This window comes from Frankia sp. AiPa1 (assembly GCF_023243075.1).
Classification (GTDB): Bacteria; Actinomycetota; Actinomycetes; order Frankiales; family Frankiaceae; genus Frankia.
This window is the reverse complement of the sequence record NZ_JALKFZ020000141.1, coordinates 38,410-50,462: the sequence shown is the minus strand read 5'-3', so window position 1 is coordinate 50,462 and position 12,053 is coordinate 38,410. Positions and strand designations below refer to the sequence as shown.

The 12,053-nt window shown below is 70.9% G+C and carries 10 protein-coding genes; 3 read left to right on the top strand and 7 right to left on the bottom strand.

Going from position 1 to position 12,053, the window contains the following annotated elements:
* Nucleotides 1-73 precede the first annotated feature (73 nt).
* The 5 genes from MXD95_RS15360 to MXD95_RS15340 form a co-directional block, all read right to left on the bottom strand.
* Nucleotides 74-736 (bottom strand): GOLPH3/VPS74 family protein, encoded by a 663-nt coding sequence (locus MXD95_RS15360; protein WP_250641307.1) that lies wholly within the window; start codon nt 734-736, stop codon nt 74-76.
* Nucleotides 737-851: 115 nt separating this feature from the next.
* Complete coding sequence (locus tag MXD95_RS15355; protein WP_250641306.1) at nt 852-1,457, bottom strand: response regulator transcription factor; 606 nt, start codon at nt 1,455-1,457, stop codon at nt 852-854.
* Nucleotides 1,454-2,959, bottom strand: coding sequence for a sensor histidine kinase (locus MXD95_RS15350; protein WP_250641305.1), 1,506 nt, complete (start codon nt 2,957-2,959; stop codon nt 1,454-1,456). Before MXD95_RS15350 ends, MXD95_RS15355 begins: the two co-directional genes overlap by 4 nt.
* Entirely contained in the window at nt 2,956-3,768 is an 813-nt protein-coding gene (locus MXD95_RS15345) for an ABC transporter permease (protein WP_250641304.1), read from the bottom strand. The genes MXD95_RS15350 and MXD95_RS15345 overlap by 4 nt, the downstream gene beginning before the upstream one ends.
* On the bottom strand, nt 3,765-4,862 hold the full coding sequence (locus tag MXD95_RS15340) for an ABC transporter ATP-binding protein (RefSeq protein WP_250641303.1): 1,098 nt from the start codon (nt 4,860-4,862) through the stop codon (nt 3,765-3,767). Before MXD95_RS15340 ends, MXD95_RS15345 begins: the two co-directional genes overlap by 4 nt.
* 298 nt (nt 4,863-5,160) lie before the next feature.
* On the opposite strand from MXD95_RS15340, the gene MXD95_RS15335 reads away from it, so the two are divergent.
* Nucleotides 5,161-7,029, top strand: coding sequence for an MFS transporter (locus MXD95_RS15335; RefSeq protein ID WP_250641302.1), 1,869 nt, complete (start codon nt 5,161-5,163; stop codon nt 7,027-7,029).
* Nucleotides 7,030-7,403: 374 nt separating this feature from the next.
* Nucleotides 7,404-7,835 carry a MerR family transcriptional regulator gene (locus MXD95_RS15330; RefSeq protein WP_250641301.1) on the top strand — a complete coding sequence of 144 codons (432 nt, stop codon included), beginning with the start codon at nt 7,404-7,406 and terminating at the stop codon, nt 7,833-7,835.
* A gap of 94 nt (nt 7,836-7,929) precedes the next feature.
* Here the strand turns inward: MXD95_RS15330 and MXD95_RS15325 are convergent, their stop codons facing one another.
* A complete protein-coding gene (locus tag MXD95_RS15325; protein WP_250641300.1) occupies nt 7,930-8,604 on the bottom strand; it encodes an ester cyclase in 675 nt (224 codons plus the stop codon).
* 862 nt (nt 8,605-9,466) lie between these two features.
* Here MXD95_RS15325 and MXD95_RS15320 point away from each other — a divergent pair.
* Nucleotides 9,467-10,213: a hypothetical protein gene (locus MXD95_RS15320; protein ID WP_250641299.1), complete on the top strand. Its 747-nt coding sequence runs from the start codon at nt 9,467-9,469 to the stop codon at nt 10,211-10,213.
* 94 nt (nt 10,214-10,307) lie between these two features.
* On the opposite strand, the gene MXD95_RS15315 is transcribed toward MXD95_RS15320, so the two are convergent.
* Entirely contained in the window at nt 10,308-11,954 is a 1,647-nt protein-coding gene (locus MXD95_RS15315) for an LCP family protein (protein WP_250641298.1), read from the bottom strand.
* Between the last annotated feature and the right edge of the window lie 99 nt (nt 11,955-12,053).

The following is a 12,053-nucleotide window of genomic DNA, read 5'->3' as shown; positions in this document are numbered from 1 at the left end:
ACTCTAGGGGATCAGTCTGGTGCCCCGCCGACGTCCTGTGCGATTCGCGGTAGCACGATCGTGGTCTCGCCGATCAGCTGGAGGTCGCTGCGGACGTGGCGGCAATGGTGGCCGCGGCGGCGGCCGCGTTCTGCGCCTCCTGGATGACCTTGCGGACGATCGGGGCAACCGGCGTCTGCTCGGCGGCGAGCCTGATGCGCATCTTGGCGTGCCCGCGGTCGGCGCGCGCGGGCGCGACGACCTCCAGCAAACGGGACGGCCCAGCGAGCGCAAGCACCGTCGCCGTGCGCGGGTCCAGCGGACCGTCACCGGTTGCGGCTTCCCGCATCCGGGCGAGCACCTCGTCGCGCGCCTTGGGGTACAGCACCGGGTGATGCGTGACCGGCACGAACAGCACCCGGTCGCGCCGCCGCCCGAGCACGCCGTCCTGCACGAGACCGTCGACCACCCGCGACCACCCGCCGCCGAGCGCCCGGTCCATCCGGCGCAGCTGGTCGGCGGCCCGCCGTCCGCGCAGCGTGCCGAGCAGGGTATGGGCGTCGGCGAGCAGCGGATGGCTCGGGGCCGGGCCGACCGGGGCGAGGCGACGGCCGTCCTCGGCGACGAGCTCGGCCAGCCCCAACTCCGCGACCAGCGCGCCGCTGAGCGCGACGCCCAACGGCGAGCGGGAGCTGTTCACCGGAGTGCCGGAATCCGGATCGAGCGCGAGCAGCAGAAGTTCCTCGGCGAGCAGCATGACGTCCCCTCCGTGTCCGCACGACCCGGTGCCGCGACACGAACTCGGGCCCGGAGTGCAATGATCATGCCCGGGTGGCCGCCCTGGCAACCCCCCGTCGCCTGCCGGACAGTGCTCAGAGCCAGCCGGCGTCCTCGGCGACGCGCAGGGCTTCCATGCGGTTGCGGGTGCCGGTCTTGGCGATCACCGCGGACAGGTAGTTGCGCACGGTGCCCTCGGACAGAAACAGCCGGCCGGCGATGTCGGCGACGGTCGCGCCGTCGCGGGCGGCGACGAGGACGTCGCGTTCCCGTCCGGTCAGCGGACTCGCGCCTCCGGCGAGGGTCGCCGCGGCCAGGGTCGGGTCGACGACCCGTTCTCCGCGGGCCACCCGGCGGATGGCGTCGGCGAGTGCCTCGGCCGGCGCGTCCTTGACGACGAAGCCGAGCGCGCCGGCCTCCATCGCGCGGCGCAGGTAACCGGTGCGGCCAAACGTGGTCACCATGAGCACCTGGGTGTGCGCGGTGGTGGTGCGCACGGCCGCGGCGGCGGCGAGCCCGTCGATGCCCGGCATCTCGACGTCCATCAGGACGACATCCGGGTGCAGGGCCGTGACCTGCGCGACCACCTCGTCGCCGCGCCCCACCTGCCCGACGACCTCGATGTCGTCCTCCAGCGCCAGCAGGGCCGCGAGCGCGCCCCGGACCAGGTGCTGGTCATCCGCCAGCAACACCTTGATCATCGGCTGCCTCCCGACCCGGGAGCCGCGGGAACGACGCCCGTGGCGCGTGGCCGCCGCGCGGCAGGGTCCGTGGCAGAGGTCGTCGCCCCGGGGCCAGCCGGGATGGCTGCGGTTCTCGGCTCGGCGGTGAGTGATCCTGCCAGGTCGGTCTCGTGTTCCGCCGCCACCGGCGTGGGCGGTGAAGGGCTGCTGGGACGCGCCGAGGCGGAGGCAGGGACAGGGACGGAGACGGACGGGGTGGGGCCGAGATCGACGCGTAGGCGGAAGCCGGGACGGGGAGTATCCGGCCGCGCCGGACCGGTGTGCAGCCGCCCACTAGCGGCCTGGACCCGCTCGGACAGGCCGGCAAGCCCCGTACCTGGGCGAACGCTGCCGCCGGACGGGAGGACGGGGTCGGTGCTGGGACCGCGGGCCGCGACGGGGGCAGGCGCGGCCCGGCCGCGGCCGTCGTCGACGATCTCGATGAAGGTGTCGCCCACGGCGACCTGCAGCTGCCCGGCGCCGGAGTGGCGGACCGCGTTGGTCACACCCTCGCGGACCACCCAGCCGAACAGCTCCCGCAGATGGTCGGGCACGCCCTCGCCGGAGGCCGGCAGCTCGGCCCGGATGCCGGCGGCGGCCAGCACCTGCCGGGCAGCGGCGAGTTCGGTGACCAGACTGACCTCCCGGTAGCCGGCGACGGTGGCCCGCACATCGGCAAGGCCCTGCCGGCCGAGGACGGCGACCTGGGCCATCTCGTCGGCGGCGCGAGCCGGGTCGCGTCCGGCGAGCTTCGAGGCCAGCTCCGCCTTCACCGTGATGGTGGTGAGCGCGTGGCCGAGCAGGTCGTGCAGGTCGCGGGCGATCCGCAGCCGTTCCTGCTCCTTGGCGAGCCGTTCTATCTCCTGGTTCGCGCGGTGCAGCTCGGCCTGGTTGCGGGCGCCGGCCCGGATGCAGTGCATGGTGAGCGCGGCGAACAGCACCGGCGCGGACGTCGACCACTGCGGGCCGTAGGTCTGCCACCAGTCGATGTGCCCGGGCAGCCAGGTGTCGACGGCGGCGATCGCCAGGGTGAGTGGGATCGAGGCGATCGGCCGCAGCACCAGGGTCACGGCGACGGTCAGGTAGACCGTCATGACCAGCCCACCCCCGCCGACCGTCGGCAGGTAGACGAGGATGCAGGCCGCCATCCCGGCGAGCAGCGGGTAGCGGTACCGCGAGCGCCCCTCGAACACGGCCAGCGGCAGGACCCACAGGTAGACGACGCTGAACGCGACCAGCAGGACGCAGCCGAAGGCGATGGTCGCGGCACCGTCGTGCAGCCTGGTCATGTCCGACACGGCGTAGCCGAGGTAGATGAGGAAGACCCCGCCGACCCGGCGCCAGCGCCAGGAGTCCATGCCCCGATCACCGGGGCGGCGCTCCGGAACCGGTGCGAGCAGCCAACGCCGCAGCCCGTCGAGCATGGTCCGTGCCGCCTCCTCGCCCACGCGTGCGCGCTCGGCCGGCACCGCGAGGCTCACGTGCGCAGCTGGTCGTGGACGTAGGCCCGACCTGCCGCCGCGCCCAGCACGGCTGTCCACACCACCAGTGTCACGAGGCCACGCGGGCCGATCCAGCCGCCCTCAAGCACCGCCCGGCCGGCCTGCGCCGACCAGTACATCGGGAGCAGCTTCACGATATCGGCCAGCCAGTCGGGAAAGTTCTCCACCGGAACCCAGATCCCGCCGGCCAGCGCCAGCAGGCTGAACAGACCGCCCATGACGGCCTGCATGTTCTCCGGGCGGATCACATAGCTCAGCCAGATCCCGAACGCCCCGATCGGCACCATGGCGAGCAGGATCGACGCGGCCGAGCCGACGTAGGTGCCAGCCGAAAGATGGACGCCGCGCATCGCGTCGCCGGCGATGTAGACGCCGACGATCGGCAGGACCGCGAGGCTGAAGCCCACGCCGAGCTTGCCGAGGACGTACTGCGGGCCGGACAGCGCCGTCAGCCGCAGTTGCCGGTTCCAGCCGAGGGAACGTTCGAGCGAGATCCGTCCGGCCGTGCCGAGGATCGCGTTCATGGCGCCGAACGTCGCCATGCTGATCATGATGTAGGGGGCGACGGTGAGGCTGCCGAGCTGGTCGCCCGGGTCCGCGGAGCTGAACGCACCGAACAGGATGACCGGCAGCACCAGCATGAACAGCAGGACCCGGGGATTGCGCCAGGCCCGCTTGACCTCGGTACGGACGAAACGCAGGTAGGTGACCGCAGCCAGCGCGATCCGATCGCGTTCGTGGTCACGTCCGCCCAGGGTGGCCTTGGTCTCGGCGGTGTCGACGATCATCGGAGGACCTCCTTCTGGCTGGCCGGGCTGGCCGGGCTGGCCGGGTCGCTGGACCGGCCCGGGTCGGCGGGGTCCGCCGGGTTGGTGGGGCCGGTGGGGTCCGTGGTCAGGGCGACAAAGGCGTCCTCAAGGCCTGCTCCGGCCACCTCGATGTCCTCAACCCAGGGGAAGTCGGCGAGCAGAGCGCGGAGGGCCGTGTCACTGTCCGGGCAGGTCAGGGCGATCGACTCGCCGCGATGCTCGACCCGGCCGACGCCGGGCAGCCGGGAGAGCGCCGCGAGGGTCGCGGCATCCGGCGCCGACCCGTTCCGGCCGCGCAGGGTCGCCCGGATGGTCCGTCCGCCGACCAGTGCTTTGACCTCGGTGGTCGGGCCGTCGGCGATGATGCGCCCGCGGCGCAGCAGCACGATGCGGTCGGCGAAGTCGTCGGCCTCCTCCAGGTAATGGGTGGCGAACAGGACGGTGCGCCCGGTGGCGGCCCAGGCCCGCATCGCCGCCCAGAACGCCCGGCGGCTCTCCACGTCCATCGCGGCCGTCGGCTCGTCGAGGACGATCAGGTCGGGGTCGGGCAGCAGGGCGAGGGCGAAGCGGACCCGCTGGCGCTGGCCGCCGGAGAGTCGGTTGGTGCGCGCGCCGATCAGCTCGGAGACCCCGGCGCGGGCGAGCACCTCGTCCACGGTCAGCGCCCTCGGGTAGAGGTTGCGGACGGACTCGAGCATCCGCCCGACGGTGATCTCCGTGAGCAGGCCGCCGTTCTGCAGCATCGCGCCGACCCGCCCGGCCACGCACGCCTGGCGTGGGCTGCGGCCGAACAGGCGCACCTCGCCGGAGTCCGGACGACTCAGGCCCAGCATTACGTCGATGGTTGTCGACTTGCCGGCGCCGTTCGGGCCGAGTAGCGCGACGATCTCGCCGGCGGTGATCGTGAGATCCACGCCGTCGATGGCCCGCACGCTGCCGTAGCGCTTGCGCAGACCGATCAGGGACACGCTCGGCGGGGGAGCGGACGACAGGGCGGTGGGGCTGGCGGCCGTGACGAGGGAGTTCTCGGGGCCGGCTGCCCACCCGTCCGCCGGGTAGGCGTCAGTGGTCATGGCTCCAAGGATCGCGATCGACGGTCACGTTCCCCAGTCATGACCGTCACCGGTCGACCATGACAGTTGTCATGACGCGTGTCATGACGCGTCGGTCGTGGACTCCACTCCGCGCCGTCCGGTGCCGTCGGCGGTTCCCCTTCAGGCGCAGGAAGGCGCACGGCACGCGGCGCGCGTCGCGGCCACTCCACTTGGGGGTAGCAGAGGGTGCACCAAGGTGCCTCTCGCCGCGGGAACCTCTTATGAATCCTGTCACATCTACCGCTGACGTGAGATGGAGAAGCTAACGTTCCCTGCCGTGACGACCCCCGACACCACCGCAGCGTCCGCCCCGCGGGGAGCCGGTTCCGGCCGTGCCCCGGCAGGGGGCGGCACCTACAAGTGGATCGCGCTGTCGAACACGACCATCGGCATCCTGATGGCGACGATCAACTCGTCGATCCTGCTCATCGCGCTGCCGGACATCTTCCGGGGGATCAGGCTCGACCCGTTGTCGCCGGGGAACACGTCCTACTTCCTGTGGATCCTGATGGGGTTCATGCTGGTCACCGCGGTGCTGGTGGTCAGCCTCGGCCGGGTCGGCGACATGTTCGGCCGGGTGCGGATGTACAACCTCGGTTTCGCGGTCTTCACGGTGTTCTCGATCCTGCTGGCGGTCACCTGGATGCACGGCACGGCCGCCGCCCTGTGGATCATCATCATGCGGGTCGGCCAGGGCGTCGGCGGCGCGTTCCTGTTCGCCAACTCGAGCGCGATCATCACCGACGCGTTCCCGGAGAACGAACGCGGCTTCGCCCTCGGCGTCAACGGCGTCGCGACGATCGGCGGGTCGTTCCTCGGCCTGCTCATCGGCGGCCTGCTCGGTCCGGTCGAATGGCACCTGGTATTCCTGGTGTCGGTGCCGTTCGGCGTGTTCGGGACGATCTGGGCCTACCTGAAGCTCCAGGACAACGGCGTGCGCCACCCGGCCCGCATCGACTGGGCCGGCAACATCAGCTTTGCCGTCGGGCTGATCGCGATCCTCACCGGGATCATCTACGGCCTGCAGCCCTATGGCGGGCACACGATGGGCTGGACCAAGCCGTTCGTGCTGGTCTGCCTGTTCGGCGGGCTGGCCGTGCTGATCGGGTTCGCGGTGATCGAGCTGAACACGACGGACCCCATGTTCCGCCTGAACCTGTTCCGCCGCCGGGCCTTCCTGATGGGCAGCCTCACCGCGTTGATCGCCTCGCTCGCCCGCGGCGGCCTCCAGTTCATGCTGATCATCTGGCTGCAGGGCATCTGGCTGCCGCTGCACGGTTACAGCTTCGAGAAGACCCCGCTGTGGGCGGGCATCTACATGATCCCGCTGACCATCGGCTTCCTGGTCGCCGGGCCGCTTGCCGGAAGCCTGGCCGACCGCTACGGCGCGCGCCCCTTCGCCACCCTCGGCCTGGGCCTCACCGCGGTCGCGTTCCTGCTGTTCGACGTGCTGCCGATCGACTTCAACTACCTGGCGTTCGCGGCCGTGCTGTTCCTGATGGGCCTGTCCATGGGCCTGTACGCCGCGCCGAACACCAGTTCCGTGATGAACAGCCTGCCGCCGGACGGGCGCGGCGCTGGCGCCGGCATGCTCAACACCTTCCAGAACGCGGCGGGTGTGCTGTCCATCGGCGTGTTCTTCACGATCGTCGTGCTGGGACTGGCCTCCTCGCTGCCCCACTCGATGTACACCGGGCTCATCGGCCAGGGCGTCTCCCCGGCGAAGGCCCACGAGATCGCCAACCTGCCGCCGATCGGAAGTCTGTTCGCCGCCTTCCTCGGCTACAACCCCGCCCAGCAGCTGCTCGGGGCCGACACGCTGCACTCCCTTCCCCAGGCCAAGGTCGACTTCCTCACCGGCCACGCGTTCTTCCCGAACCTCATCTCCGGCCCGTTCGGGGACGGCCTGCACCTCGCCTTCGCCTTCGCCGCCGGCGCCTGCGTGATCGCCGCGGTGCTGTCCTGGCTGCGTGGCTCCGAACGCGACCGCCGCACGTCCCGGCGCGCCCCGCACGAGGGCATCGGGGTGGCCCTGGCCGAGGTGGGCGACCTCGCCGCGCTGGAGAGCGGCGCCGGCGAGATGCTGCCCGCGGCCGGCACGGACGAATCCGCGCACGCTGTGCGGAGCCGACCAGCAGGCGAGTAGGACATCACGTGACCGCCGGCGCCGCAGGGCGCTCCAAGCCCGGCCCGGTCGTCCAGCTCCCCGTGCCCGACCGCCCCGTGGAAACACCGTCCGGCGGCGCGGCGCGGACCATGCCCGGCGGCGCGGCAACAGACGCGCCCCACGAGATCGCCGCCGCGTCCTTTGGTGAGGATGTGCGGAACAATCAGAGAGTGGGTAGCGCAGTCCCGACGTCAGGGTCGACATCCTCGGAGCCACGCCAGGCTCCGAGGCCCGCCGCGTCCTCGGAACAGCCCGGGGCGTCCGGGTCGTCGCCCGAGACGACACAGCACGGGGAAGCGCCGCCGCTGGGGAAGGCGCCGCGGCCTGGGAAGGTGACGCAGCCCGGGAAATCGGTGCGGGATCTTCGTGGGATTGGTCAGGCGGCGCAGGAACTCGGCGTCTCGATCCGGGCCCTGCGGTACTACCAGGAGATGGGCCTGATCACCCCGTCCGGGCGGACCTCGGGCGGCAACCGGCTCTATGCCGAACAGGATCTGGACCGTGTCCGTCGCATCCGTGAGCTCCAGACGCTGCTCGGCTTCAACCTGGACGAGATCCGGGTGATTCTCAGCAGCGAGGACCGGCTCGCGCAGGTCCGGGCCGAGTACCGTGCCTCGTCCGACGACGGTGACCGGATGCGCCTGCTGATCGAGGCACAGCAGGTCAACCAGCGGCTGCGCGACGAGGTCAGCGACAAGATCACGCGACTGGTGGCGTTCCGGGACGAGCTTGACGCGCGGCTTGCCAGCACCGAACGTGTCCGCGGCGCTGTCGTCACCGCCTAGGCGGTGACGGTGGGCGAGCCCGGCCCGGCCTGTGGGCGTCGACCGGGCGTCGCCGACGACGGAGCGGCGGTGGGGTCGAGGCGGAGGCGGAGCCTCAGCCGTGGGCGGCGGGATTCGGCGCCAGCTGGCCGCGGGCGAGCTGCCCGAGGAAATCGGTGTTGTCGTAATAGTGCTGTGCGTCGGTGATGCGCAGGTCATCCGTCACCCTGGCGACGGTGATGCCGAACATCTCAATGCGCTCACCGGTCGGCTCCACACCCTTGTAGGGCCCACTGAAGGTACCCCAGTGCCGCCACTTGAAGGTGATGACGGGCGGCGGCGAGTAGACCTCCAGCACCTCCCAGAAGAAACCTCCCGGAAAAGCCTTGTGAAACACGTCGTGCGACGATTCGAACGTCTCCTGGCCGGCCGAGTAGTACGGGTTCTCCCCGATGAGGACGTTGTAGCTGCCCCGCTCGGCCAGCTCCGCGCTGCCCACCGGCTGCCCGCCGTTGACGCTGACCTGGACCTGATCGGCGACCATGCTGAGCCAGTCGGCGGGGTTCTTCTTGTGGGACAGCTCCATCTCGAACACCTGCACGACTCGCTCCACGATGTCCGCGAGTGAACCCGGGGCATGCCGTGAGACGCGTTGCGCCGGCATGTCCTGATGGGACAGGTGGTAGTCGGGCGGCTCGCCGTCCCGCCAGGCCGCGTCGGGCGAGGCGGCGATGACTGCCTCGCGGCCCTGCGCGTGCAGCGGCTGGTCGGGTGTCGCGGTGTCGGTCACGTGTGTGTTCTCCCCTGGTCGCAAATCGAGGTCACCGTCCACACGCAGGCATTATTCACCCCAGGAAACAGTCCTGGAAATGTGGACGGGGGGCTCGGACCGGTCGTCGGGCAATGTCACTTAAGATTGTCCCCATCTGCCCGTGCCGTCGGCAGGGCCCTAAGTCCGGTCCTGACAGCCGGATTGGCCGCTCTATCTCGCAGTCCGCCATGGCACAATGCCGTCGCCCCCGGATCGGGCCAGTATGGTCCTTTCGAGCCTCGACCGACCGGCCGTCGAGCTCACCTCTGTTGGGGGACAGCGCGGGGCGGTGTACTGTCGCTTTTCCTGCCGGGCCGGCTGGGAGAGATATCCGCTCGGCGCGTCCGCGCTGGCTGGAGTAACTCCGCCCCTGGGTACGTGTGGTGGCCGGGGCATATGCCATGGGTGGGCGAGCCCTGTGGGGGGATGTGCGGTGTGCGGGGATGGTGGCGCCGGGGGAGGAGAACGTGCATCGTGCGGCGGCGTTGGGCAGGATGGCGGGCTGGCCTGCCGAGGTCCTGGCCTGCGGGGGTCGCTGATGCGAGCCTGGGCCGCACGGCGGGTGTCCGCATACTTCGACGCAACGATCGCGTGACCTGCCGATAACCGAATGGGGGTGCGGCATCACCGAAAAGGGCTAGCTTCAGTCGGCAGCCCAGCCACTTCTGACTATAACTGGGCTGGCTACAACTAACTGGCCCGCACATGTTGACCGGACGTTCACCCCGCGCTGCCACCCTCGGCTCGGCGCGTCGGGCGGTCGGGCCCGGCGGGACGCAGCGGGAGGGAGCGAGATGGGCGAGCAGGACCAGCCGTGGGTGCGGGTACGGGCGCGAGTGCGATGAGCGGACCGCTGATCGTCGGCGTCGACGCCGGCTGCACCACCCTGCGCGATGCCGACCTGCTCGTGCACCGGTTGGTCGAACTACTTGCCCTGCCCGCGGACACGGTGGCCTGCACCCACGATGTCGGCGTGGGCGCAGGGCATGTCGCGCTCTCGTTCGCCCTGCCCGCATCCTGGTGGGACCGGGCAAGCTGGCGCCGGGTGGCCTACCTTGCCGGGGACCTGGCCGCTGCCGAGCTGACCGCTGCCCGCCGCGCCGCCGCGGGGCTCGGCTACGGGTCCGCGACGGCGGTGACTGACCTTGCCCTGAGTGGGTTCATCGAGGCCGAGGCCCTGATCGCCGGTCCGGTCGGAGTGGCTGCCGGGGCAGAGGCCGTCGGGCCGCCGGAGCTGGCGGACAGCGCCGCCCAAGCCGTTGTTGACCATTCGGGCCGGCAGGCAGGCCGCGCCGTCGTGTACCCGGGGGTCGGTCGGCTTCGGGGGACCGTGTCGGTCGAGACGGTCCTTGGCCAGACCGCGGTCGGCCGGGTGGTCGTGCCCGTCGGTCAGGCCGCGCCCCGCCACTCGGACCTGCTGCGCACCCGCAACCACGTCCGACCGGTGTGGCACGACGGCGTGCTCACCCTGCACGCCGCTGTTGAACGGGGCCGGGTGTTCACCCCGTCCGAGGTCCCGCACACCACCGCCGGCCATTCCGCTGTGGCTCACAGTGGGGTCGGCCACAGCGCTGTGAGCCATCAGTGAACCGCATCGTCGCCTCGCCGGGCGGCAGCGAGCACCTGGGGGCCGGTCGACGTCGCGCTGGCTGGTCCCTGCGGGGCGGTTATGGGGATGTCGTCTAGTAGGTGCAGGACGGGGTGTCCGAGGCTGCGGCGGTGGCGCCGCCACCGGCCTGCGGCGCGGGGCTCCCCGCGGTGTTCGCGGTGCCGGTGCCGCCCGCGGCCGAGCTGCCCGAGCCCGTGCCGGCCGAGGCGCCGGCGGGGCTCGGGGTGAGGGTCGGCGTCACGACGGAGGTGAACTCGGAGCCGAGTACCAGCTGGACTCCGGTGATCGACGAGTCGGCGATGGTGCTCGACCCGGGCACGGCCGCGGCGACGGTGCGGGCCTCGGCCTCCTGGCCGGGACCGTAGCTGACCCGGGACGACTCGTGGGTGAGCACGGAGGCGTTGCCGGCGTTGCGGGCGTGGAAGCCCTTGGCGGTCAGTTGGCTGGTGACCTTCGCGGCGAGCCCGGCCCGCGAGGACCCGTTGTAGACCGAGACCCGCACCTGCGACGGCGCGGCGGTGGCACCGGGGCGCAGTGCCGGGCCGGTCGCCGCCCCGGCGTCGCCGCTGAATGTGGCGCCCTCGACGTGGCCGCCGAGGGGAACGACCATCCGGGCGAGATCGTCGGGCTGGTAGAACTGCACCGAGGCGCGCACCCCGTGCATGGAGACGTCGCCGATATCGTCGATGGCCCCCTCGGCGCGGGTCGGCGCGTGCGTGGGTACGGTCTGCATCCTGATGCCGCCGGTACTCAGCCCGTGAATGCGGGTGGCCAGTGACCGCAGGTCGTTCAGCTCGGTGTTGTTGTCGAGGGTGAGCGCGCCCGCGGCGGCCAACGTGAGCTTCTCGATCTTGATCGGGTTGGTGAGGGTGTCCCCGCTCATGATTTTGTGGAACATGGCGCCGATGAACTGCTGCTGGCGGGCGATGCGGTCGGTGTCACCGGCGGGCAGGCCGTGGCGCTGCCGGACGAAGGCGAGGGCCTGATCGCCGTCGATCTGGATCACGCCCGGACCGCCTTTGAATCCGCTCATGGGATCATTGGTGTTTGTGCTCGACCGCAGCCGGCCGTTGTCGTCGTCGTACCGCTGTGCCGGACCGTCATACGGCTTGATGCACACCTGCACGCCACCGATCGCGTTGGTGATCTTCTTGAAGCCCTGGAGATCCATCGAGATGTAGTGGTTGACCTGCATGCCGGTCAGGCTCTGCACGGTCTGCACCAGCAGGGGCTCACCGCCCGAGGAGATCGCCGAGTTGAACTTGTCCTTGTGCGCGGAATGGTGCTTGCCGGCGGAGTCGGTGTATTCGGGAATCGTGACGTACATGTCGCGCGGAAACGAGATCATGGTGGTGCTGCCGTTCTCGTCCAGGTGCGCGAGGATCGTCGTGTCGGAGCGCTGCCCATCGAGACCCGGCCGGCTGTCGGTACCCACGATCAGGTAGTTCGCCTTGCCGACGCCCGAGCTGCTGCCCGAGCCCAGACCGAGGTCGATCCGGCTGACCTTGCCGTTGATGAACGAATAGGTGGCCCACCCGCCGACCGTGACGATCAGGATGCAGCTGGACACGAAGGACAGGACCGCCAGCAGTCCGCGCCGACGCCGCGGTGGGCGCCCCCCGCCGGGGGCGGGACGACCGGTACGACCGGGCCCGGAACCCCGCGGATCGAGCCGGGGTGGAAGTACTCGCGTGTCGCGCTGCAGCTGCGATGCGGTCACATCCCGCCTTTCTTCGAGGAACCCTGCGGGCAGGGTCCGACGTAGTGCGGAAAGTAACACGTATCGGCGGAAGGCTCTCATTGGGGGTGGTGGATTGTT

Bases quoted from the DNA above. Each gene is read 5' to 3' on its own strand.
- MXD95_RS15360 (WP_250641307.1), bottom strand. From the start codon at position 736: ATGCTGCTCGCCGAGGAACTTCTGCTGCTCGCGCTCGATCCGGATTCC.
- MXD95_RS15355 (WP_250641306.1), bottom strand. From the start codon at position 1,457: ATGATCAAGGTGTTGCTGGCGGATGACCAGCACCTGGTCCGGGGCGCG.
- MXD95_RS15345 (WP_250641304.1), bottom strand. From the start codon at position 3,768: ATGATCGTCGACACCGCCGAGACCAAGGCCACCCTGGGCGGACGTGAC.
- MXD95_RS15340 (WP_250641303.1), bottom strand. From the start codon at position 4,862: ATGACCACTGACGCCTACCCGGCGGACGGGTGGGCAGCCGGCCCCGAG.
- MXD95_RS15320 (WP_250641299.1), top strand. From the start codon at position 9,467: ATGAGCGGACCGCTGATCGTCGGCGTCGACGCCGGCTGCACCACCCTG.